Here is a 22,271-nt window from a genome sequence, read left to right on the forward strand (position 1 = left end):
GCGACGCTCGCTTCGACAGCCGTTCCCACTCTGCGTCTGTCAGATCGCCCCGCCCGATGTCCATCAACGACCCGGACATCAAGTAGTCACATGATCGGCCGGACAGCTCCCAGTACTGCAGGTCAGCTGCTGCAAGAGGCCGCCCTCACCGGACAACTGGAGGCCGCTCGCGCGGGCCCGATCGACCAGCTGCCCGATCAACTGGTCGTTCAGCAGATCCGCCGACAGCTCGACCGGGCGGACCTCTTCAACCGCCTCGACAGAGGCAGTCACGTCGCTCATCAGGTGTTCTTCCTTGATCGGGAGTTACACCGTTTTTTATAGTCCCCAGGCGGCGGCTTGGGCAGCCGGGCGGGCAGCGGGGCGAGCAGAGTGCGAGCCAAGACGCGCTTTCGGCCGGGTACTCCGCGGGGCTGGTTGCGGCGTGTGAGTTGCAGCCGAACGAAGCACCGGAAGGGGGGAAGCCCTGAGTTCCTCCACTCGGGCTACCACCATGGAGACGACGTTCATTGGTTGGTTCCCTTGTTGGTATGGCAGACAATCGGCGTCCCACGGCGCTTCTTCTCGATCGACTCTCCTTGGTGACCAGTCTCGTAGGAGCCTCGGTATGGCGTGATGCGGCGAAGGGGTCGGTGCTGCTCCCGGTTGCCCTGGCAAGACTCGTCCTGGGCCTCAGGACGCATCGGGGGCTACTCATCCTGCGCGGGGGCTGCGGTGTGGTACTTGGACTGTTCGGCGCGGCGGTGGCGTTGTTGGCCGGCCAGGCAACGGGAAACGGGCTGTTATACCCCCTCATCGACGACCATGATTATCAGCACTCGTGGGGTGGACCCACGCTAGTGGGGGCTTGGGCAGCGCATGCAGCTCTCGCGATTCCGGTGGTGCTGGTCGCGCTCGGTGCACTGCGCGGTGTCACGGTTGCCGACCGGGCGCTTGACCGGGGTGCCTCCGGTGAAGGAGTTCCGTGGTGGCCGGTCCTGCTGGCCGGGGTACTGGGGGTACTGACGGTACTGCTGGTCACAGCCTGGCTTCACCAATTTTAGAGTCGTGCGATAGCAGATGAGGGTGCAGGCGATGCTGGGGTTTCGTAGAGGTCTGCGAGGTAAGGCGACCAGCCGGAGCCGCCCGTTTCGCCCCCCGTTCGGGCGGTTCCCCGAGAGGCTCCCCCCTCTCGGCGGTCACGCCTTGCAAGCCGGGGCCTGCTCCACTCAGGCCCCGGCCGGCGAGGAGGTCACATGGACGAGACGACCCGCATGCACCGCCCCGGCGAGAAAGTCCCCGCCAGCGGCATCTACGAATGCACCTGCGGTCAGGGCCACCGCTTCACCATCACGAGCACAAACGTGCAGGGCCACACCTTCCCGCCGGTACCGGAAAACTGCTCCGGAGTCGGCTGGAACCTGCTGATGCCCGCCCTATGGCTACGGACCCGGATTCGGGTACGGACCTGGCTACGGCTATGGATACGGACCCGGCTATGGCAACGGCGTCATAGTGATACTCGGGTAACCGCACGGCTGGAACCTCATGATCCCCGCCCGCGCGGAGCGTAGCCCGTAGACCCCCAAGCAGCCCGCCCGGTTACGTGGTGAGTGCCGGGCGGGCGCCCCACGCGGCCCCGCCGGCGCGTCCTTCCCAAACCTCGGCGGGGCCGCCCTACTGCCCGGGGCCCTCGGCCGACACCACCCGCCCGCGCCCCGCCAACTTCACGCCCTCACCCCAAAGCCGCATCTGCTTTGCTGCCCGCCATCGTGGCGGGGCTCACTGCTCGTCGTGTGCGTGGCGTCCTCGGCCGGGCAGCATCTCCTGCACCTTCGCCTTGAAGCCCTGCCGGACCATGGCGGCGCGGTCGGAGTCCCCCTTGAGGACGGACGCGGCCGCCGCCTCGATCTGGTCGAGCGTGGCGTGCGGCGGGATGGGCGGGACGGCGGGGTCGGTGCGAAAGTCCAGGACGAACGGGCGGTCCGCGGCCAGCGCCCGCTGCCAGGCCCCCTCGACCTCGCCCGGCTTCTCCACGCGGAGGCCGTCCAGGCCGATGGAGCGGGCGAAGTCGGCGTAGGCGACGTCCGGCAGTGCTTGGGAGGGCAGGAACTGCGGCCCTCCGGACATGGCGCGCATCTCCCAGGTCACCCGGTTGAGGTCGCCGTTGTTGAGCACGGCCATGACCATCCCCGGATCGGACCACCCGCGGTAGTACTTGGCGGCGGTGATGAGCTCCGCCATCCCGTTCATCTGCATCGCCCCGTCACCGACCAGGGCGATCGCCGGGCGGTCCGGGTGGGCGAACTTCGCGCCGATCACGTACGGCACACCGGACCCCATGGTGGCGAGCGTGTCGGACAGGGAACCACGCATGCTGCCGCGCATCCGCAAGTGCCGGGGCTGTCGTGGCGCTGTCCTGGGGTGAGCAAGATCGCGAGTGGGCGGCCTTTGCCGTCGCAGGCGAGGTGGTTTTGGTGGTCAGCCCTCCTCGGGACCGACCGAGACCGTGATCATCCGTTTCGTCCGGCCTGAGGCTCCCCCTTTTCTGCCGGTGGCTGCGGCATGTTGATGGGCGCGGACGATGGTGGAGTCGATCTGTGCGAGGCAGTCGATGTCGCCGGCCGCGTCGGCCTCAGCCCGGACTTGTTGCAGGGCCTGGGTGAACACGCCGTCCAGTGCGTAGCGGCGAAAGCGGGTGTAGACCGTCTGCCACGGGTCATAGCGTTCCGGCAGGTCACGCCAGGAGATCCCGGTCCGGATCTTGTAGACCATCCCGTTGATGACCTGCCGGTCATCCACTCGCGGCCGGCCTGTCGCAGCCCGCGGTATCAGCGGAGCGAGCAACTCCCACTCTTCATCGGTTAGTTCATGACGACGTATCACGCAACCATGATCCACTGCCCGATGATCTTTGAAGACGGACCCTAGGACGCCTTGCTCTCTGCCCGGGTACGTGGAGGGGAACCGGACAGATCACCGATCGGCGGGAGGACGTTGTGCCTGCTCACGGAACCGGCCGTCGGGAGGGCCGCGATGAGACCCGGAGGAGCGAGCGGACCGCCAGCGGGCAGACCGACCTCACGGTCGCGCTGGGCGCGTCCGCGACCGGCGCGCTGGTCGGACCGGTCTCCTTCTGTGCGCTCGCAGGCTGCTTGCCCAACGCCCCTCGGGCGCGGGCCGGCCGTCGAAGTTGGCTGCCGCGGATGTGCCCCCCGATATGGAAGCACGGCCGACGATCGCCGTTGACTGCGGGCGCCGGCCCGTGCGGATCTCCGGAAGTACCTGGAAGGCGTCCGTGAGGCTAGGCCACCAGGGAGGGCGCGGCAGTGATGACCTTCGTCCGGACAACGCGAACGACTCCGCGAGCCGCGGGGGAACCCACGGACACCCAGGAGAACGATCTTCCAACGCTGAAGGACGCGTCGAAGGTGCCCCGGGGGGACGCCTGGGAGTGGCTCGAAAACGTTCTGCGTGATCAAACGGGCAGTACCCGGCAAGCGGGACTATCGCCACATGGGACTGCTGTCGAGGGAGGTCAGCATGTCGCGTGGATCACGGTGCACTGCGGCGGCGCCGGCCTCCTCCAGTTCAGCGCGGCCAATGCCGCCAGATAGGAGCGCCACGCAGGGCACCCCCGCCTTCCCTGCGGCCTCAATGTCCCACACCGTGTCTCCCACGAAGACCGCCCGGTTTGCGGGTACGCCCGCTCGTTCCAGGGCCTGTGCCACCAGGTCAGGCGCCGGCTTGCTCGCATCGACGTCGTCCTTGCTGGTGGCGTCCGCAATGACGTCGTCGGCGTCGAGGGCTGCCCGCATCACGGCGAGTTCCTTGCCGTCCGCCGAGGTGGCCAGGACGACCCGGAAACCCCGGGCCGCCACCGCGCGCAGCAGGTCCGCGGCACCGTCCAAAGGAGCGAGCGCGGGGCCGTAGGCGCCGTACAGGGCCTTGTGGGCGCCGCTGATCGTGGCATCCTCGCTGCAGTCGCGCTCCCTGCCCAACAGGCGCTCCAGGAGATGGTCGGACCCCATGCCGATGCAGCGGTGGATGTCCGCCATCGACACCGTGTGCCCGGCCTGCCGGAACGCCTCCCACCACGAGACGGCGTGGAGGTAGTTGGTGTCGACGAGAGTGCCGTCCATGTCAAACAGCGCCGCGCGTTCGACCTCGTCACTCATGAGGCCCCTCCTTCCGATCGATTACTGGAGTGGTTCTTGCCAAGGCGGCTACCCGTCATCTCTGAGGTGGACGCGCGTGTCTGCTCCACGGTCCAGCGGTCAGCCACCGCCTGTGAAGGATGCCTCCTGGGGCGTGCACGCAGGACTCTGCTTGGCCGATCGATCACGCTGGATCACGCGGGCGGAGTAGCGCACCGCGAGCATCTTGGCTGGCGGTTCTTCCCCTCAGCTCACGGTGTCGAGAACCTCACTGTAAATCCGGAGCTGGTCGGGATCGTTCTCTCTCTCCGGAAATACCGGTCACGAAGGCGGGTGGCAGCTCAAGGACGGCCTCAGACGCATCACCCAGGAGTGAACGGTAGTTGTCAAGTCAAATGAGACGTTCGCGGTGCTATGAACCTTGTGGTTCGGGTTGCCTTCGTTTCGCCGGGTCGTTGATCCAGACCTGGCCGGGTATCTCGGGTGGTCTTGGTCGGCGGGCGAAGCGTTCGGGGTGGCGTTCGTATGCCTCGGCGAGAGCGGTGGCCCGCTGGTCGCGGACCTCCTCTGCAGTGCCGAAGTGGACGGAGGCGGGGGTGTGCAGGCCGATCCCGGAGTGTCTGTGGTCGTGGTTGTAGTAGGTGATGAAGGCGTCCATCCACTCCCGGGCATGGGCCAGCGAATCGAACCGTTCTGGGTAGTCGGCGGTGTACTTCGTGGTCCTGAACTGGCTTTCCGAGTATGGGTTGTCGTTGCTGACCCTGGGGCGCGAGTGGCTCCTGGTGATGCCGAGGTCGATCAGCAGTTGGGACACCTTCTTGCTGGTCATCGAGGTGCCGCGGTCTGCGTGCACGGTCTCTGGCACGATGCCGTTGCGCTCGATCGTCTCGCGGATCAACTCCTCCGCCCGCTCAGCCGTTTCGGCCCGCTCGACGGTGTGGCCGACGATGTAGCGGCTGAAGATGTCGATGATCACGTAGGCGTGGTACCAGATGCCCTTGTCCGGGCCGGGCAGCTTCGTGATGTCCCAGGTGAAGACCTGCGAGGGGCCGGTCGCCGTCAGCTCGGGGATCGTCCTGGGCGGGTGGGTGGCCTGGCGGCGGCGTTCGCCGTTCTGCCCGGCGGCGGACAGGATCCGGTACATCGTCCGCTCCGAGCACCAGTAGTTCCCCGCGTCCAGCTCACGCGCCCAGACCTGCGCGGGCGGCAGGTCTACGTACTCCGGCCGGTTCAACAGCGCCAGGATCTCTGCCCGTTCGGCCGGCGAGAGGGCCGAGGCGGGCGTGGGTCTTGGGGACGGTGCGGGCTTCGGCTTGGGGTTGATGTGACGGTAGTGGGTGGCGCGTGAGCGCCCGGTCAGCCGGCAGGCTGCTGTGGTCCCCAACTGGCCCTGCACACCCGTGAACGCTTCGTCGATCAGGGGCGCGGCGGCGTGCTTCAGTCCGCGCTCTCGGAGAGCAGTTCCAAGAGCGCGTTGGCTTTTCCCATGACTTCCAGGGCCGCGTCCCGGCGGGCCAGGTCCTTCTCCAGTCGTGCGACCTTCTTGCGCAGCCGTTCCAGCTCGGCCTGCTCGGCCGCCTTCTTCGGCCGCACCGCCGAGGTCCGCCGGTCGGCCAGGGCATCCAGGGCGCCGGCCTCGCGGGCCTGGCGCCACTCGATGATGTGCGAGTGGTACAGCCGCTCACGGCGCAGGATCGCGCCTTTCTCCCCGGCCGGGGCGGCGTCGTACTCGGCAACGATCCGCAGCTTGTACTCCGCGGAAAACGTCCGCCGCTTCGGCTTCGGCGCCGGATCGTCACCGGCGGGTATCGGGGTCGTGCTGGCCATGCTGAAGGGATCTCCTGTCTCGCCCATCCAGACTAACCCGATAAACCGGGTGTCTCAGCCGAGGCTGTCAGAGAGGGGAACGAGATGCCAACAGGATCGAGCCGCAAGCGGGAGCGCCAGTACGAGCACATCAAGGACAGCGCCAACGAAAGCGGCGAGAGTGACAAGCGGGCCAAGGAGATCGCCGCCCGCACGGTCAACAAGGAGCGGGCTCGCGGCGGCGAGTCCAAGACCGCCAGCCGCAGTTCCATAGAGGACATGTCCTCCGGGCGGCGAGGCGGCCAGCGGTCCGGCAAGGGGCCGCAGGGCCCAACCCGCGACCAGCTCTACGCGGAGGCCAAACGTCGCAACGTCGACGGGCGGTCCCACATGAACAAGGCGGAACTCGAACGCGCGCTCGGAAAGTAGCTGTCGGCACAAGTCCGAGTGCAACGTGATCACGCGGTCACAGCCATGCGGGCCGCGTCCACAGAGCCGACCAACGGAGGGCATCGTGCTCATCCTGGGAATCATCCTGCTGATCATCGGCTTCCTCACCGGGATCTCGATTCTGTGGACCATCGGGATCATCCTGGTGATCATCGGCCTCGTGCTCTGGGTGCTGGGAGCCGTAGGGCACAGCGTCGGCGGGCGGAAGCACTACTGGTAGGCAGCGCGGGTCCCGTCGTCAGCCGATCCGAAGGCCGCGCGCGACCGCCACGGCCGCCGCAGCGGCCACTGCCGCCGTCCCCACGGCCCCACGGTGGCGCGGCGCCCAGGACTGCGCGCTCGTCGCGCGAGCCTGCCGCCCGAAACGCCCGTGCATACCGAAGTCGTGGCCGCCGGGACCGCTGTCGGCGGGGGACCACAGGTTCACCGGTGCCGCGGTCCTCAGCCGTCTGCTGGGAACGGCAGCCGGTGCGCGCCAGGTAGCGGTCCAGAACACCTGGTGCCACCGCGTTGGCCAGCAGTGTCCCAGCGGTGCTCGCCCCCACCCAGACTCGCGCCGACGAGGGTGATCCGCGGCGTGCACGATCGCCGGGCCGCCACCTCGGCCCTGTAGATCGGCGGAACAGGCTGGGCCCGGCGCGGCAATCGGCTCAGCACCCAGTCGAACTGCGGTGTGTCGAGCGCCGGCAGTTGCACCATGGTCGTACGCACCCGTGAGCCCGAATGCAGCAGTTCGCACCGCAGCGACTCGCTCCACCCCTGAATGGCGTGCTTGGCGCCGCAGTAGGCCGACTGCAGCGGGATGCCGCGATAGGCCAGCGCAGACCCCACCTGCACGATCGCACTGCGGTCACGCGGGAGCATGCACCGTAGCGCGGCTTGCGTGCTGTACACGTAGCCCAGATAAGTGACCTCGGTGACCCGCCGGAACTCATCCGCGGCGATCTCAATGAAGGGCGCGAAGACACCCGTGAATGCGTTGTTGACCCACACATCGGGGGCTCCGAACGCCGCCTCGACGCGCGCGGCGGCCTCCTCCACGGCGTCGGCGTCCGACAGGTCGACCGGCACGGTGAACGCCTCACCGCCCGCCCGCACTACGTCGTCCGCCGCGGCAGCCATCCCGGTGCGTCCGCGGGCCAGCAGTGCGACGCGGTCCCCGTGGGCGGCGAACGCCCGGGCCGCTGCCCTGCCGACGCCGCCGCTGGCGCCGGTGACCACGACCGTCCTGGTGTGCCGCTGCTTCGTCATGGACTCGGCTAGCCGAGTCGTGGGCTTCGTATCAAGGCCGCGGGGGTAGGCACCCCCCATGGCGGACTATGACGCCTCGCCCTACGTCCCCGAGGACGCGGACCTGGCGGCGCTGAGCAGCGCGGCTGCGGGGTGCCGGGGGTGCCCGCTGTACGCGGATGCCACCCAGACCGTCTTCGGGCACGGGGAGCCGTCCGCGAGGCTCGTACTGGTGGGCGAGCAGCCCGGGGACCAGGAGGACAGGAAGGGCCTTCCCTTCGTCGGCCCTGCCGGGAAGGTGCTGCGCAGGGCGCTGGACGAGTCCGGGATCGATCCGGCCGACACCTACGTCACCAACGCCGTGAAGCACTTCAAGTTCACCGTCCCGGAGCGCGGCAGGCGGAGGATCCACAAGCAGCCCACGCTCCGCGAGGTCGCAGCGTGCAAGCCCTGGCTGGAGGCCGAGCTGGAACGGATCGCCCCGCGGATCGTGGTCGCCCTCGGCGCGACCGCCGCGAAGGCCCTGATGGGCCCGGAGTTCCGGGTCACCCGGCAGCGCGGGAAGCTCCTGACGCCGGGCGTGCCCCTCGACGGGGCGCACGTCCTCGCCACCGTCCACCCCTCCGCCGTACTGCGCGCCGGCGAGAACCGCGAGGAGATGTACGCCGGACTGGTGGCGGACCTGCGCGTGGTGGCCGACGCCCTCGGATGACCCGATTCCGTTTCCCGGGCCGGGTCCCGGGCACAGGCTCAGCAGACGCACTGACCATGCCTCGTTCCGCTGGGTGCGAGATGCCAGATCGCCGTGCTGGGTGCACGCTGCAACCAGTGAAGAGCACCGTCTGAGGGCCGCTGGCCTCTCGCGCCCTCAACCCGATGAGCTGGTTTCCGCCCGTGGTGGTGTGGCGGGAACCAGCCCATTGCTGTGGGAGGCGGGGCGGGGGCCTGCAGCACCTGTACGGGGCGAGGGCACTCGAGAAGGGCACTGCCGGTGTAGATCACCAGACGCACCCGGGCGGCGGGCCGCACCGTCGACGCCTCGAGCGAGGAACCGCCGTACGAGGTGGAGCGACTTGACCGGGCGCTCCGCGGTGCACAAGCCCGGGTCCCTGGGCAAGGTGGGGTGACACATGGCCGGGAAGCTCCAGAGCCGGGACGACCGGAACGACGCCGTGGACGCCTTCGAAGAAGCGGTCAACATGACGGCAGCCCAGTTCGAGAAGTGGCTCGTGACCGAGAAGTCGAAGAGCGTCGGCCAGAGCGGCGGTGGCGAGAGCGTGGGCCACGCCTCGGGTCGGCGCATCGTCACCCTCCTGCGCACGGACAAGGGCGCCCTCAGCGACGACGACCTGGCGCACATGCGCAAGGTCGTCGGCTATGTCCACCGTCACCTCAAGCAGCGCCCCGGCGGTGACGTCACCGACACGCGGTGGCGCTACTCCCTGCTGAACTGGAGCCACGATCCACTGAAGTGACCGGGACGCCGAGTCGGCGACGCGCCTCCCTCAGCCGGGACGGAGCCGTCTGAGAGGGACGTCGCCGCGGCTGTTCGCGACCGCTCAGACCACGCCGTTCTCTGCCGGGGCCGGGAACCGGTCCCTTATGCGGTGGGTGCCCAGTAGCGCGGTGATGTCGCGCAGTACGGTCTCGCCGTCGGAGCCGGTGACGACGCCGAGTGCGTCGGGTGATGCCGGACGCCTGCAGTGCGGGGCCCGGGTCGTCCCAGCCGCCGATGGGCTTCGCGTGGCGGTAGGCCTCCTGGAGCATCAGTACGATGCGCGGGTCCACGGGCGTGGCGGCGAGAGCCGGGACGCCGGCTTTGGCGTCGCGCCCACCTTGGGCGTCGGCGGCCGGTCCGGGGGTCCCGGCCAGCAGCAGGGCGTCGAATTCGACGGAGCGGGCGGTGGCGAAGGTGCGCTGCACGGTCACGGGATCGGCGCCTTCACCTGTGAGAGTGCCGCCGGTGGGCGCGACGATCAGCGGGACCATGCCGCCTGCCAGCACGGAGCGTCGCACGACGTCCACGGCGCCCAGGTCGCCGGTGCCGTCGGTGACGATGCCGATGACGCGCCCGGCGGTCGGCCAGGTGTTGCCGATCTGCGACAGCGCGGGACTGGGCTGTACGTCGGCGAGCGACACTGCGGGACGCGGGCGGCAGGACAAAAAGGTCTACGATGCACCGCGCGACCTTCCGCCAACAGGAACCCCCCGACTGATGGTCGGGCACGCCAAATGCCGCGAGGCGATCCCGGACGCCGGGAGGGGGGCCCGGCGTCCGGGGCATTCACCCACCATGCGGCCTGTCTCACCGTGCCATCCGGCTACCCCCGATCCGCCGTCGCACACACGCGTACGAGGCCGTTTCCACCTTGACCGGCCGGGCAGCCGCCACATATGACGCAATTCGGATACACGATGATGACCGAGCAGGCAGGCCCGAAGGACCTGGTGGCCCATGTCGTCAGGGCGGAGGAGGCGGGCTTTGACTTCTCGGTGACTTCCGACCACTACTTCCCGTGGCTCGACGAGCAGGGCCACGCCCCCTACGCCTGGAGCGTTCTGGGCGCGGCCGCGCAGGCCACCTCGCGGATCCCGCTGATGACGTACGTGACCTGCCCGACCGTTCGCTACCACCCTGCCGTGGTCGCTCAGAAGGCGGCGACGGTGCAACTGCTGTCAGACGGCCGTTTCCGGCTCGGGCTGGGGTCGGGCGAGAACCTCAACGAACACGTGGTGGGCGGCGGATGGCCCGCCGCGGACGTCCGCCAGGAGATGCTGGCCGAGGCCGTAGAGATCATCCGGGCACTGTTCGGCGGAGGTTACGTCAACCACCGCGGCGAGCACTTCGCCGTGGAGTCGGCGAAACTGTGGGACCTGCCCGACCGGCCGCCGCCGATCGGGGTCGCGGTGTCCGGGACACAGTCCTGCGAACTGGCTGGCCGCCTCGCCGACCTGATGATCGCCACGGAGCCGGATGCGGATCTGGTGACCGCCTTCGACGAACAGGGCGGTGCGGGCAAGCCCCGGGTCGGGCAGCTAGCGGTCTCCTACGACCCCGACCGGGATACCGCCGTGCGCCGGGCACTCGAACAGTTCCGCTGGTTCGGCGGCGGTTGGAAGGTCAACTCCGAACTCCCCGGCACCGCGGCCTTCGCATCGGCCACCTCCCACGTGCGGCCAGAGGACGTCGCGGAGTCCATCCCCTGCGGCGGCGACCCGGAGGACTTCGTGGAGGCGGTTCGCCCGTACATGGAGGCGGGGTTCACTGAGGTCGCCCTCGTCCAGGTCGGCGGCGACACGCAGCCATCGTTCCTGGACTGGGCTGAGAAGACTCTCCTACCCGCACTGCGGGAACTCTGACCCCGCTCACCCACAGGCGCGGTCGGCAGGAGACCACCGCACGGCTGCAGGCGGTCGGCATGAGGTGATGCCTCGACTTCCGAGAAGGTGATGCGTGATGGCCGGGACCACCGGACCCCGGGACCGTACGAAGGACAAGGCGACGGTCGAGGCGTTGCTGGACAGCGAGGGCCACACCTATGCCGAGGACGCCGGCATCAAGCTGAAGAACACCCCGCAGCCGCTCTACCAGGCGCTGGTGGCAGCCTGCCTGCTCAGTGCCCGGATCAAGGCGTCCGTGGCCACTGACGCGGCTCACGAGCTCTTCGCCGCGGGCATGCGCGACCCGCGCCGGATGCGCGACGCCACCTGGCAGCAGCGGGTCGACGCGCTGGGCAGGGGACACTACCGGCGCTACGACGAACGGACGGCGACGCAGCTCGGGGACGGGGCGGAGCTGCTCCTTGACCGCTACGGCGGCGACCTGCGCCGGTTGCGGGACGAGGCGGACGGCGACCCGGACGAGATCCGGCGCGCTCTGCGCCAGGTTCCCGGGCTCGGGCCGGTTGGCGTGGAGATCTTCCTGCGGGAGGTGCAGGCGGTCTGGCCGGAGACGGGCCCTCTGTTCGACGACAAGGCCCTGCAGGGCGCCAAGCGGCTCGGGCTTCCGGCTCGGCCGGAAGAGCTGGCGGCCCTGGTGCCCAAGGCCGCCCACGCGGTCTTCGCTGCGGCCCTGGTGCGGGCGGCGCTCGACCGCCATGTCGTCGAAGAGGTCGCCGAGGCACAGTCCTGAGCGAGGGCTCCTAGCGGCGCGCCTCGGGGAGCTTCTCGGCGAGTTCCGTCAAGCTAGCCGCTTCCCAGTTCGCAGGCGTCATGATTTCGGGATAGTGTGCGCGCCCCCTTCGCAGCCACGCTCCCGCCAAACCGGCGCGTCGCGCGCCGTCGACGTCCCAGGGATGCACGGCCACGAGCATCGCCTCGGCAGGCCGCACGCCCGCCGTGTCCGTGGCGTGGAGGTACGCGTCCCGAGAGGGCTTCCAGCAGCGCGGCCCCGAGACGTCCAGCAGGGCGTCGAAGTGCTCCAGCAGGCCGGCGCTGTCGAGCAGCCGTTGCGTCGTGGCCCGGGAACCATTGGTCATCGTCAGCAGCCGGTAGCCGGCGGCGTGCAGCATCTGGACGCCCTCGGGCACATCCGGGTGCACGGTGAGCGCGGCGAATCCTTCGACCAGGTGGTGGGCGGCGACCTCCGCGTCACCGGTCCAGTCGCCCAACCCGGTGAGCAGGGCACGCGCGTTATCCGTGGCGATCTCGGAGAAGTCCGCGTACCCGCCAGCGGCCGTCAGTGCGAAACCGTCGCGGAGGATCCCGGCGAACCAGGTGGGCAGCAGGTCGGCGGACGCGCCGACGTCCGCGAAACGATCGCCTAGGGGAGTTATGTCGCTGAGCGTTTCATTCACGTCGAAGACGATCACGCCAATGCGGTTCACGGCCACGATGACGACTCCTGAGCGGTGGCTGGTGGGCTGTTTCTCCACCGCGCGACACCGTCGGTGCGCGCGCGGCCTCCGTGCGTGGCCGCCTGGGTGTGGATTGTTCAGCCTCGCATTTCTGGGCAGCACGTATATGAGGTGATAAAGATGGATGAACGTGGGCGTAATGGATCCTCCGCCGTCATGGACGCGATGGCGCACCCCCTCGACACGATGAAGTCCACGGCGCAGCGGCTGCCAGGGGCGGACACGGTCAAAGGGGCCGTCGACAACGTACTGGACACGGTCGGGGTGGTGTCGCCGAGGACGCGGCGGGTGGCCGCCTACACCGGGGCCGGGCTCTTGGGCGTTGCCGGGGTCGTCGAGTGGCCGGTCGCGGCCGCCGGCGCGGCCGCGGTGTGGCTGACGCAGCAGCGGCCGGGCGCGAAGCGGGCCCAAGCGCCGGTCCAGGACCAGGCCCAGACGCAGGCCGCGCAGGGCATGCCGGAGATGCAGGACTCGATGATCCCGCCGGAGACGCGGATTCCGGCCGAATCCCACGCGCAGGGGCACATGTCAGCAACGGAGACGCGCGAGTCCCCCACGGCCGAGAAGGGGCCGGCAGCGATGACCGATCCCTATGAGTTGCCTACTCCCGAGGGCGGGCCGAGCAAGGCCAAGGTCAAGGCGAAGGAAGGCAAGAAGGCGAAGGCCTCCGACACATGAGGCCGCTGGACGGGCTTGGACTGCTGATCGGGCTGCCCGCCGCGGGCCTGCGGCTCGCGGCGAGCGCGCCCACTGGCGTGGCGCGTCACGTGGTCCCTCTGGCGAACGCCGGGGCGCGCGCGGCAGTGCGCAGCGCCGTGACCGCCTCACACGGTGCGGTGCGGCTGGGGCGGGCCACCCAGCAGGCGGTCACCGCGGGCTCTTGCTGGGTTGGCGACCGCCGCCTGCACGTCCCTCTGCGGGCACGCCCCGGCGTGGCCTTGGACCGCCGGCAGGTGGAGGCGGCGGCGAAGAAGGTAGCCCGGTCGCTGGCCGAACACCCCGAGGTGCTGGCGGCGTACTGGGACGGTGGCCTCGAATCGCTGGTGGTGCGGCTGGCACAGGACGCGGTGGCCGACACGGTGGCGGGCCGGGCGGTGGAACTCGCCGACGCCCACCAGCTGGAGCAACCCGCGGAACCCATGCTGGACCACGATCACCCTGGGCAGGCCCCGGCGGCTCGCGTACACGCCGCCGCCCTGGGCTGCGACGTGGCCGGGATCGTCACCGCGACAGCCGCGCGGGTGCTGCGCCTGCGCAGCTCCCCGCGGATGGTGACCGCGGCCGTGACGGCGCTGCGCGAGGACTCCCGACCGCGGACCTGGCTCCAGCGCAGGCTGGGGACACCGGCCACCGATGTGGTCCTCTCCGCCGCTTACGCCGCCGCCCACGGCTTCGGGCAGTCCCCGACGGCTCTCATGCTGGACGCGGCCCTGCGCGCGGGTCAGCTCGTCGAATCCGTCGCGCGTTCCGCGTTGTTCGACGAGGTCCACGATCGGCTGTGCGCGCCCGAACGGGAGAGTCTGCCCGCGCCCCGGGTGCGGCGGCCCCGCCTTCATGTGCTGCCGGCCCAGCAGTACGCGGACCAGGCCGTCACTGGAGGGCTTTTGGGTGCGGCTGCGACGCTGGTCTTCATGCGCAATGGCGCCGAGGCAGCCGAGGCGGTGCTCGCCGCCGCGCCGCGGGCCGCCCGCTATGGGCCCGTCACGTTCACCGCCGCCCTGGGCACCGGCCTGGCCCGTCGCAAGGTGCTTGTACGGGACCTGGAAAGGATCCGGCAGCTGGAGCTGGTCGACACGATCGTGCTGCACCACTCCGTGATCAGTGGACGCAAACGAACCCTTATGGAGGTCAGCCCCCGGGGCGACGACTGGGACCACGACCGGCTGTGGCATGCCGCCGCGGCCACGGTTCGGGACCAAGACGAGCAGCCGACGGACGGTGAATCCGGCACCGGCCGAGAGGTGCGTCTGCGGCCTGCTCCCGGCACCGCCCCCGGCACCCGCACCGGGCAGATGACCGCTCTCGACCAGGACAACCGTGAGGTGGGCACCGTCTTCGTCGGCAGGGAAGTCGACCCGCTGGCCGAGGCGGTGCTCGACGTGGCCCGCCGGGCCGGCCTGCACGTGGTCGTGGCTGACGACGGGACCCTCGGCGAGTTCGGCGCGCTCGCCGACCAACTCACCCCCGAGGAGGTCACCTTGACGGACCTCGTTCGTCAACTTCGGCAGTCCCGGCGGATCGTGCTCACGGTGGCTCGGGCGGCCCCCGGTACCGGACCCGACGGCGATGTGCCCACGGGACTGCTCAGCAGCGACGTGGCCGTGACCGTCGTCGATGGGAGCAGCGCCGTGCTGTGGGCCGCGGACGCGCTCGTCCTGGACGACCTGGCCGGCGTGTGGCGGCTGCTGACCGCGGTACCGGGCGCCCACACCGCAGCCCGGCACGCCAAGATCCTGGCCGAGGCCGGGGCTGCCCTGTCGGAACTGATGGTGCTCACACGCGGTTCGCGGGGACGTCGCGCCGCCTGGCGTGTGGGGCTGCGGCTGAGCCCGGTCAACGCCGCCGCGGCAGTTGCCCTCGTCGACGGCTGGCGCGGCGCCCGGCACGTACTGCACCACGACGTCCCACGGCCCCGGCCGCGTGTGCCTTGGCATGCTCTGGAGCCCCAGGAGGTCGTCGACCGGCTGCGGGAGACGCAACGGTCGCTGCGCCATGAGACGCCCCGTGCCCGGTCGGCGGCTGGGCGCGTCCGCCAGGCCGTGGCCGCGTCACCCGTAGCCGCGCCACTGCGCCTGACGGGTCGTCTGGCCGGCGTGGTCCGTGCCGAGCTGAACGACCCCCTCACCCCCGTGCTCGCCGTCGGGGCCACCGCTTCCGCTCTGCTGGGCTCGGCTGTGGACGCCCTGTTGGTCACCGGTGCGATGGGCGTCAACGCCCTCGTCGGTGGCATCCAGCGTCTCCGCGCCGAACAGGCCTTGGCCGTACTTGCCGTGAGCCAGCGTCAGCAGGCCCGCCGGGTGGTCGACCCGGACACCGGCGACACGCGCACCGTCGAGGCCCGACGGCTCACCCCCGGAGAGATCATCGACCTCCAGACCGGTGACGTGATCCCCGCCGACGCGCGGCTGCTCGAAGCGGAGGACCTGGAGGTCGACGAGTCCTCCCTGACGGGGGAGTCCCTGCCCACCCTCAAACAGGTGGAAGCCACCCCCCGGGTCCCGGTCCCCGACCGCGACTGCATGGTCTTCCAGGGCGCGACCGTGGTGGCGGGCCACGGTCGTGCCGTGGTGGTCGACACAGGAGACGACACCGAGGCAGGCCGCGCCGCCCACCTGGCCGCCCGGATGCCGCCCGCGCCCGGAGTGCAGGCCCGCCTGCGCGAACTGACCTCGACCGTCCTGCCCCTCACCCTGGCAGGCGGAGCCGCGGTGACCGGAGTGTCGCTGCTGCGCGGCACCCCCGTGCGGCAAGCCGTGGCCGGAGGGCTGGCCGTCGCCGTCGCGGCCGTGCCCGAAGGGCTGCCTCTCACCGCCACCGTCGCCCAACTGGCCGCCGCCCGCAGGCTGACCGAGCACGGAGTGCTGGTGCGCACCCCGCGCACCCTGGAGGCACTGGGCCGGATGGACACGGTGTGCTTCGACAAGACCGGCACCCTCACCGAGAACCGGCTGCGGGTGGTCCGCACCGCCGGGCCCGACGGCCACGACCATGACGCCGAATCCTTTGAAGGCCACGCGATCCTGCGGCAGGCCGCCCGGACCTGCCCCCAGGCCGACGACGACCACGGCGTTCACGCGCACGCCACCGACGGTGCCGTCCTCGAGGCGGCGGGCGACGACCTGGACTGGGCCCCCGGCGACACCCAGCCCTTCCAGGCCACCCGCGGCTACGCCTCGGCCACCGGTCACGACGCGGAGGACACCCCGCTGCTCGTGGTCAAGGGCGCCCCCGAGGTGGTGCTGCCCCTCTGCCCCGACGCCGACGACACGATGGAGACGGCTCGGAGGCTGGCGTCGGAGGGCTTGCGCGTCCTGGCTGTCGCGGAACACCAACTGCAGTCGGACCAGTTCGAGGGTGCACTGGAAAGTCCCCTGGAGCAGCATGAGTTGATGCTCACCGGCTTCATCGCGCTGGCGGACACGCCCCGTTCCGACGCGGCACCGCTGATCTCAGGCCTCCGGAAGGCCGGCGTACGACCCGTGATGCTCACAGGTGACCACCCCGAGACCGCCAAGGCCGTGGCCGTCGCACTCGGCTGGCCCGAGGACGTCTCCGTCGTCACCGGGGACGAGCTTGCCGCCCGTGACCGCACCGGACGGGCGGAGCTCGTACGCGACTGCGGCGTCGTCGCCCGCGTCGCCCCCGAGCAGAAGCTCCAGGTCATCGAGGCCCTCAGGGAATCCGGACGAGTCGTGGGCATGGTCGGTGACGGATCCAACGACGCGGCCGCCATCAGAGCCGCCGACGTCGGCGTCGGCATAGCCGTCCGGGGCTCCGCGGCCGCGCGCAACGCCGCCGACCTGGTCATCGTCAACGACGAACTCTCCGCGCTGATCGAGGCGGTCGCCGAGGGCCGCGCCCTGTGGCACAGCGTCGCCGACGCGCTGACCGTCCTGATCGGCGGCAACGCCGGTGAGATCGGATTCTCCCTGTTCGGGACCCTGGTCTCCGGCACGTCCCCGCTGTCCACCCGGCAACTGCTGCTGGTCAACCTGCTCACGGACATGTTCCCGGCCATGGCGGTCGCCGTGACCCCCCAAGGCACTGCGGATACCAGCGCCGACACGGAACAGGGAGCGGAACGGACCGGCACCGCACCGTTGGGCCTGGGAATCCTGGGCGCACCCCTGGCCCGGCAGATCCGCCACCGCGGCAATCCTCACCGCTCTGGGCGCCGCGGCCGCCTGGCTGGTCGGCACCATCACCCCTGGCAGCGCCCGGCGTACCAGCACCATGGCGCTGTGCGGAGTGGTCGGTGCCCAGCTGACGCAGACCGTGACCGGTCGCCGTCACAGCCCCATGGTGTGGCTCACGGTGCTCGGTTCCGCCGCCGCGCTCATCGCGGTCATCCAGACCCCCGGCGTGAGCCAGTTCTTCGGCTGTACCCCGCTCGGCCCCGTCGCCTGGGCCGGGGTGACCGCAGCAGTTGCCCTCGCCGCGCTCGCCCCGTGCTCACCGTCCACCACCTGAGGGCCCGTTACACGACCCGCCTGCGCCAACCAGTCCACCACCTCTGCGAGGTGGGCCATGCGGCGGCGAGCAAGGTGACGACCCACGAGGCCGCACCGACCCACACCAGCGGGGCGTCCTTGGTCAGCGTCGCCGACAGCAGCAGGGCCAGGGTGGTGCCGGCGACGAAGGTCACCAGCAGGGCGCGCGGCCACCGCGCGAACCGCGCCGCGACCTCCCGCACGGGGGTACGGATGCGCATGGTGCGCAGTCGCCGAGCGAGCGCCCGGTCCTCATGGCGGAGCAGGCGCTCGATTCCGTCGAGAACCATTCTGGACCCCCTGCAGGTGATCGTCGACATCTCCGCTCTGGGCACCACGAGTAGGGCACGCGCCCTGCGCAGAGATCAACCGGCGGAGCAACCAGCGGACCGCCTCGGTAGGATCTCGGCGTGGTAGAAGTCGAAGAACTGCTTTTGATCGGGTCCGATCTGGTTCACGTAGACCTCGTCGATCGCTTCGACATGGTCGTTGGTGGTGTCGCCGCAGACGATGGCGTCGGCGATCATGTCCTCGGTGACGAGGGTGGCGGCCTGCTCGAAGTGCTCCGGGGTGGGGACGATCTGGGCCAGCTCGCCCGGAAGCTGCTCGTTGGGCCACAGCCCGTGCACGGTTTTCACCGCGCGCGTTCGGTCGGTGTCCCAGCACACCTTCAGTCCGCCGATGACCGGCTTGCTCCCAGGGCGGCTGCAAGTTCCTGGGGTGTGCGGCTGGTCGGGTTGTGACCGGTTGGGGCGTATAACAGGGCAGGCACGGGCTTCGTGATCATTGTGGTGTCTAAGCCCGATGATCACGAGGTTGCCCGTGCCTGCCGCTGTATCTTCTCCCATCCCTGCCGTGCTGGTGAAGCTGGGTCCACTGGATGCCGGTCGGATCGCCGACCTGCGTCCCTACTTCGACTCGGTACCCGACCCGCGCTCCCGGCGGGGCCGGTGGTACTCGCTGACCGCGATCCTGCTGGTGTCCGCCTGCGCGGTCGTCTCGGGAGCCAGGAGCATCGACGAACTCGCCGAGTGGGGCCAGCGTGCTTCGAACGCACTCCTGACAGTGATCGGTATCCGCCGCCACCTGCTCAGATGGCGGCGCGCTCCGTCGCCTGCCACGATCGGCCGTGTGCTGGGGGCTGTTGACGGTGACGCCCTGGACCGGGCGGTGGGCGCCTACCTGGCCGACCGGCATCGCGCCGCCACCGAGCCCGCCCAGGCGCCGTCGCCCTCCGCGTCCGGGCGGCCGCGCGTGATCGCTGTCGACGGCAAAGCACTCAAGGGATCAGCCCGTCTGGCCGCGACGCGCCGGCATCTGCTCTCCGCGGTCACCCACGGCACCGTCGTGACCCTCGCCCAGGTGGAGGTCGGCGCGAAGACGAACGAAACCACACACTTCCAACCGCTCCTGGCGCCGCTGGACCTGGCTGGCGCCGTCGTCACCTTCGACGCCCTGCACTCGGTCAAGGCGAACATCTCCTGGCTGGTCGAGACCAAGAAGGCCCACTACATCGCCGTGATCAAGACCAACCAGCCGATCGCCCACCGCCAGCTCGCGGCCCTGCCGTGGCGGGACATCGCAGTCCAGCACACCGCCTCCGCCTTCGGGCACGGCAGGCGCGAGTCCCGCTCGATCAAGACCTGCGCGATCGCTGAGGAACTCGGCGGGATCGCCTTCCCCCACGGCCGCCTGGCCATCCGCGTCCACCGCCGCCGCAAGCAGACCGGCAAGCGCGAAACCCGTGAGAGTGTCTACGCCGTCACCAGCCTCGACGCCCACCAGGCCGGCCCGGCCGATCTGGCCGCCGCGATTCGCGGGCACTGGGGAATCGAGAACTCCTCGCACCACATCAGGGACGTCACCTTCGCCGAGGATGCCTCCACCGTCCACGCGGGGACCGCACCACGAGCCATGGCGACCCTCCGCAACCTCGCCATCGGCGTGCTGAAAACCCTCGGAGCCGACAACATCGCCAAGACCACCCGAGCCATCCGCGACGAACCCGAGCGAGCACTCCCCATCCTGGGCATCACCAACGATCCGGACACCTACGGAACTTGATCAAGCCCTGGCTTGCTCCCGCCACCGGCCCGCCGGAACTGCTCCACCAACGCCGTATCGGGTGTCATCGTGACGAAGCCGTCCCCGATGCGGCCGGCCAGCGCGGCGGCTTCGGGCCCGAAGCCTGAGATGTAAAGCGGAGCCGGTTCGGCGGGAATGGTGTAGAGGCGGGCGTTCTGCACGGTGTAGTGGGTGCCGTGGTGCGTGACGCGTTCTCCTGTGGAGAGTTTCCTGATGATCTGCACGGCCTCTTCGAGCATCTGCAGGCGCTCAGCAGCCTCGGGCCAAGCGTCGCCGAGAATGTGCTCGTTGAGTGCTTCACCGCTTCCCAGACCGAAACGGAATCGGCCCTCGGTAAGCACGGCCGCTGTCGCGGCGGCCTGGGCGTTGATCGCCGGATGAAGACGCACCGTGGGACAGGTAACCAAAGTGGTGATCGGCAGCGACGTCACCTGTGACAACGCACCGATCATGGACCAGACGAACGAACTCTCGCCCTGCTCGTCGTTCCAAGGATGGAAGTGGTCGGAGATGGCCAGCGCCTGGAAACCGGCCTGCTCGGCCATGCGTGCCTGGTCGAGCAGTTCCGCGGGGGCGAACTCCTCCGAGGACAGGAAGTATCCGTGGGCGGTCATAGCGTTTCCTTCTTACAGGTTGATGATCAGGCGACGAGCGATTCGGCACTCAAACGTCTCCTCGATCTGTGCAGCAGCTCTACGTGCCCCTGGGCCACATTGGGATATCGTCGTCAACGACCTTGCCTGGCTGTAGGGGCTCCGGGGGAGAGCGCTGCGGCAAGGCACTTTATGCTGGCTGGCATCCAGCCGGCGTCGCTGAGGAACCGCGGGCGGAAGCACGGCCCGCATCGCCAATCTAGGCACGTTCCATGGCAACGTCCGTATTCCCATCATGCGCGTTTCTGGCGCGCTGGCGCGCTGTGAGCGGGGGCCGGTGGGCACGGCGGCGCTGAGGTAAGGGACTGGGGTTTTGGTGCTGGGCGAAGCGGGACCGTCGTCGAGTGTTCCGGAGGGAATGGGCCGCTCAGGGTGGGATCAGCTGGGCGGGTACTGGGGCGGCGCGAAGGCTGCGGGCCAGATGAGCGGCGTTGACTGCGGAGGAATGAGGCAGGCTGCTCCAGCAGCGATCCGGGACACTGGCCATGAGCGTCCCCGGGGCTGGAAACACGACCTCCATCTGGAACAACCTGGCATCCTGCAAACGGTGCTCGAACAGCGTGGCGCGGGTGGGAGGTGGGCCACGCAGCGGCGTCCTCGATCTTGCGGAGCTTGTGCCCGTGCTCTTGTCGGGAGTCTTGTGGCTGGTCCAGCCACGTGGCGGGCACGGCAGGCCATGTCGTTGCCGGGTGGCGGCTACCGGACGGCCGGGGCGCGAGGGTTGCCGCTGCCCAACGTCCACGGCGTCATCGGTGCCGAACTCAGTAGACGCGGCATGACAGCGGCGTACCCCGGACCGGAGGGAAGTTCGCGTTAGCCGTACCTTCTGATGTGTCACTTCTTGTCGCGCAACAGCTTGGCGATGAGCGCCAGCGAGCCCATCATCACGATGATCGTGATGAGAACCCACAGGGGAGACCCGTCGGGCCACTCTTTGTAAGCCATAACTATTCGATCTTGCATTTCGCCTCACCGTGTGGTTGCGGAGGGGAGCCGCGGAGGTTTCGACCTCCGAGTGGTGCCCCGGGGGAAGGGTTGCTCCGACTCCTCGCCTACCCGTGAACTCCTCACCCAGGCGCGTCCGCTGTGTTTGCGGGCTTTCCTGCCGCACCCGTGAGTTGACGGCGATCACCAGCCGGAGGCACTCACCTCTCGATCGGCGGGAACTGCGACGGTCGTTGGAAGGGGGCGCGTGGGTGTGCGACCGCTGTGGTCGGGGACCGTGGTGGTCGGGGCAGGTTCAGTGGCGGACGATCTGCTGTGACCATTCGCCGCTCAGGGCCAGGGCGGGGGCGCTGGTTGAGGCTGACCTCGTTGCCGCGGACGGTCCTGCTGGTAGCGGGGTGGGGCCGTGGAGATCGATGAGCACAGCAAGCGCTTGGTGCTGCGTCTCCGCCAGCCGCCCCGCTGAGCGCCGTCAGGCCGTAGGGGTCGGACCGACAGGTGGCCACCAGCAGGGGCCGTCAGGAGGCGCGGAGTTCGTCGACGTCCTGGTGTTCCGGGAGGAGCCATGCGTCGTAGTCGGCAGCCGCGATGGTCAGCGGCATACGGGGACGGAGCCGTCCGGCGAGATCGGTCGCCTCGGTAGTGATCATCGTGCAGGTCGCCAGCCAAGTGCCCGGGTCGTCATCGTGCGCGATATCCTGGTTCCGCCACCATTCGTACAGGCTGGCGAAGGCCATGCCGTGTTCGCTGCAATGGCCCTCGAGCACCTCACCGCTGGCGGCTCGATCATCAACACCAGCTCCGTTCAGGCGTACAAGCCCAGCGCCCATCTGCTGGACTAGCTGTATTCGGTCGACACGTTGGTGACAGTGCTGGCCGGTGCTTGATCATGGCAGGACC

The 22,271-nt window shown here is 69.6% G+C and carries 16 protein-coding genes and 8 pseudogenes; 11 read left to right on the plus strand and 13 right to left on the minus strand.

From position 1 onward, the window contains the following. Positions 1–120 precede the first annotated feature (120 nt). From AC1VWI_RS42745 to AC1VWI_RS42770, 6 genes and pseudogenes are all read right to left on the minus strand, one after another. Positions 121–282, minus strand: a pseudogene (locus tag AC1VWI_RS42745) (IS256 family transposase); the annotation flags it as partial. A 1,479-nt stretch (positions 283–1,761) separates the two neighbouring features. Next, a pseudogene (locus AC1VWI_RS42750) lies at positions 1,762–2,379 on the minus strand (thiamine pyrophosphate-dependent enzyme); the annotation flags it as partial. A gap of 5 nt (positions 2,380–2,384) precedes the next feature. Then, a pseudogene (locus AC1VWI_RS42755) lies at positions 2,385–2,880 on the minus strand (IS5 family transposase); the annotation flags it as partial. A 605-nt stretch (positions 2,881–3,485) separates the two neighbouring features. Continuing rightward, positions 3,486–4,157 (minus strand): HAD family hydrolase, encoded by a 672-nt coding sequence (locus tag AC1VWI_RS42760; RefSeq protein ID WP_499516446.1) that lies wholly within the window; start codon positions 4,155–4,157, stop codon positions 3,486–3,488. Between the two features lie 391 nt (positions 4,158–4,548). Beyond that, the gene (locus AC1VWI_RS42765; protein WP_419249715.1) at positions 4,549–5,532 is read right to left on the minus strand and encodes an IS3 family transposase; all 984 of its coding nucleotides are present in this window, start codon (positions 5,530–5,532) and stop codon (positions 4,549–4,551) included. A 41-nt stretch (positions 5,533–5,573) separates the two neighbouring features. Next, a complete protein-coding gene (locus AC1VWI_RS42770) occupies positions 5,574–5,963 on the minus strand; it encodes a transposase (RefSeq protein WP_419249714.1) in 390 nt (129 codons plus the stop codon). A gap of 84 nt (positions 5,964–6,047) precedes the next feature. On the opposite strand from AC1VWI_RS42770, the gene AC1VWI_RS42775 reads away from it, so the two are divergent. Beyond that, positions 6,048–6,371, plus strand: coding sequence for a plasmid stabilization protein (locus AC1VWI_RS42775; RefSeq protein WP_499516447.1), 324 nt, complete (start codon positions 6,048–6,050; stop codon positions 6,369–6,371). Between the two features lie 85 nt (positions 6,372–6,456). Continuing rightward, entirely contained in the window at positions 6,457–6,612 is a 156-nt protein-coding gene (locus tag AC1VWI_RS42780; RefSeq protein ID WP_089228969.1) for a DUF6131 family protein, read from the plus strand. A gap of 18 nt (positions 6,613–6,630) precedes the next feature. Here the strand turns inward: AC1VWI_RS42780 and AC1VWI_RS42785 are convergent. After that, positions 6,631–7,643, minus strand: a pseudogene (locus tag AC1VWI_RS42785) (SDR family oxidoreductase). Between the two features lie 58 nt (positions 7,644–7,701). Between AC1VWI_RS42785 and AC1VWI_RS42790 the strand changes: the two are divergent. The 3 genes and pseudogenes from AC1VWI_RS42790 (at position 7,702) to AC1VWI_RS42800 (ending at position 9,097) form a co-directional block, all read left to right on the plus strand. After that, positions 7,702–8,334: a UdgX family uracil-DNA binding protein gene (locus AC1VWI_RS42790; protein ID WP_499516448.1), complete on the plus strand. Its 633-nt coding sequence runs from the start codon at positions 7,702–7,704 to the stop codon at positions 8,332–8,334. Between the two features lie 285 nt (positions 8,335–8,619). After that, a pseudogene (locus AC1VWI_RS42795) lies at positions 8,620–8,749 on the plus strand (hypervirulence associated TUDOR domain-containing protein); the annotation flags it as partial. A gap of 3 nt (positions 8,750–8,752) precedes the next feature. After that, complete coding sequence (locus AC1VWI_RS42800) at positions 8,753–9,097, plus strand: DUF3140 domain-containing protein (protein WP_499516449.1); 345 nt, start codon at positions 8,753–8,755, stop codon at positions 9,095–9,097. On the opposite strand, the gene AC1VWI_RS42805 is transcribed toward AC1VWI_RS42800, so the two are convergent. Next, positions 9,039–9,761 carry a type 1 glutamine amidotransferase family protein gene (locus tag AC1VWI_RS42805; protein WP_499516450.1) on the minus strand — a complete coding sequence of 241 codons (723 nt, stop codon included), beginning with the start codon at positions 9,759–9,761 and terminating at the stop codon, positions 9,039–9,041. The genes AC1VWI_RS42800 and AC1VWI_RS42805 overlap by 59 nt on opposite strands. Positions 9,762–10,016: 255 nt before the next feature. On the opposite strand from AC1VWI_RS42805, the gene AC1VWI_RS42810 reads away from it, so the two are divergent. Then, a complete protein-coding gene (locus AC1VWI_RS42810) occupies positions 10,017–10,982 on the plus strand; it encodes an LLM class F420-dependent oxidoreductase (RefSeq protein WP_499516451.1) in 966 nt (321 codons plus the stop codon). Positions 10,983–11,079: 97 nt separating this feature from the next. After that, positions 11,080–11,754, plus strand: a complete 675-nt coding sequence (locus AC1VWI_RS42815; protein WP_499516452.1) for an HhH-GDP family DNA glycosylase — start codon at positions 11,080–11,082, stop codon at positions 11,752–11,754. 10 nt (positions 11,755–11,764) lie between these two features. On the opposite strand, the gene AC1VWI_RS42820 is transcribed toward AC1VWI_RS42815, so the two are convergent. Continuing rightward, positions 11,765–12,454, minus strand: a complete 690-nt coding sequence (locus AC1VWI_RS42820) for a haloacid dehalogenase type II (protein ID WP_499516453.1) — start codon at positions 12,452–12,454, stop codon at positions 11,765–11,767. Positions 12,455–12,634: 180 nt separating this feature from the next. Here AC1VWI_RS42820 and AC1VWI_RS42825 point away from each other — a divergent pair, with 180 nt between their 5' ends. Both AC1VWI_RS42825 and AC1VWI_RS42830 read left to right on the plus strand, forming a co-directional pair. Then, positions 12,635–13,156 (plus strand): hypothetical protein, encoded by a 522-nt coding sequence (locus tag AC1VWI_RS42825; protein WP_499516454.1) that lies wholly within the window; start codon positions 12,635–12,637, stop codon positions 13,154–13,156. Then, positions 13,153–17,668: pseudogene (locus AC1VWI_RS42830) on the plus strand (cation-translocating P-type ATPase). The gene AC1VWI_RS42825 and the pseudogene AC1VWI_RS42830 overlap by 4 nt, the downstream one beginning before the upstream one ends. A gap of 7 nt (positions 17,669–17,675) precedes the next feature. On the opposite strand, the gene AC1VWI_RS42835 reads toward AC1VWI_RS42830, so the two are convergent. Continuing rightward, positions 17,676–17,978, minus strand: a complete 303-nt coding sequence (locus tag AC1VWI_RS42835; RefSeq protein ID WP_499516455.1) for a DUF3040 domain-containing protein — start codon at positions 17,976–17,978, stop codon at positions 17,676–17,678. A gap of 75 nt (positions 17,979–18,053) precedes the next feature. After that, entirely contained in the window at positions 18,054–18,317 is a 264-nt protein-coding gene (locus tag AC1VWI_RS42840) for a hypothetical protein (RefSeq protein ID WP_499516456.1), read from the minus strand. A 226-nt stretch (positions 18,318–18,543) separates the two neighbouring features. Between AC1VWI_RS42840 and AC1VWI_RS42845 the strand changes: the two genes are divergently transcribed. Further along, entirely contained in the window at positions 18,544–19,752 is a 1,209-nt protein-coding gene (locus tag AC1VWI_RS42845; protein WP_499516457.1) for an ISAs1 family transposase, read from the plus strand. A gap of 11 nt (positions 19,753–19,763) precedes the next feature. Here AC1VWI_RS42845 and AC1VWI_RS42850 read toward each other — a convergent pair. Both AC1VWI_RS42850 and AC1VWI_RS42855 read right to left on the minus strand, forming a co-directional pair. Then, positions 19,764–20,387, minus strand: a pseudogene (locus AC1VWI_RS42850) (TIGR03557 family F420-dependent LLM class oxidoreductase); the annotation flags it as partial. Positions 20,388–21,889: 1,502 nt separating this feature from the next. Beyond that, positions 21,890–22,108: an SOS response-associated peptidase family protein gene (locus AC1VWI_RS42855; protein WP_499516458.1), complete on the minus strand. Its 219-nt coding sequence runs from the start codon at positions 22,106–22,108 to the stop codon at positions 21,890–21,892. Between the two features lie 18 nt (positions 22,109–22,126). On the opposite strand from AC1VWI_RS42855, the pseudogene AC1VWI_RS42860 reads away from it, so the two are divergent. Then, a pseudogene (locus AC1VWI_RS42860) lies at positions 22,127–22,210 on the plus strand (NAD(P)-dependent dehydrogenase); the annotation flags it as partial. Positions 22,211–22,271: the final 61 nt, after the last annotated feature.

This window comes from Streptomyces sp. TOM-9 (genome assembly GCF_056858595.1).

Coding starts and splice junctions, on each gene's coding strand:
- AC1VWI_RS42760 (WP_499516446.1), bottom strand. CDS start 4,157: ATGAGTGACGAGGTCGAACGCGCGGCGCTGTTTGACATGGACGGCACT.
- AC1VWI_RS42770 (WP_419249714.1), bottom strand. CDS start 5,963: ATGGCCAGCACGACCCCGATACCCGCCGGTGACGATCCGGCGCCGAAG.
- AC1VWI_RS42775 (WP_499516447.1), top strand. CDS start 6,048: ATGCCAACAGGATCGAGCCGCAAGCGGGAGCGCCAGTACGAGCACATC.
- AC1VWI_RS42790 (WP_499516448.1), top strand. CDS start 7,702: ATGGCGGACTATGACGCCTCGCCCTACGTCCCCGAGGACGCGGACCTG.
- AC1VWI_RS42800 (WP_499516449.1), top strand. CDS start 8,753: ATGGCCGGGAAGCTCCAGAGCCGGGACGACCGGAACGACGCCGTGGAC.
- AC1VWI_RS42810 (WP_499516451.1), top strand. CDS start 10,017: ATGACGCAATTCGGATACACGATGATGACCGAGCAGGCAGGCCCGAAG.
- AC1VWI_RS42815 (WP_499516452.1), top strand. CDS start 11,080: ATGGCCGGGACCACCGGACCCCGGGACCGTACGAAGGACAAGGCGACG.
- AC1VWI_RS42825 (WP_499516454.1), top strand. CDS start 12,635: ATGGACGCGATGGCGCACCCCCTCGACACGATGAAGTCCACGGCGCAG.
- AC1VWI_RS42835 (WP_499516455.1), bottom strand. CDS start 17,978: ATGGTTCTCGACGGAATCGAGCGCCTGCTCCGCCATGAGGACCGGGCG.
- AC1VWI_RS42855 (WP_499516458.1), bottom strand. CDS start 22,108: ATGGCCTTCGCCAGCCTGTACGAATGGTGGCGGAACCAGGATATCGCG.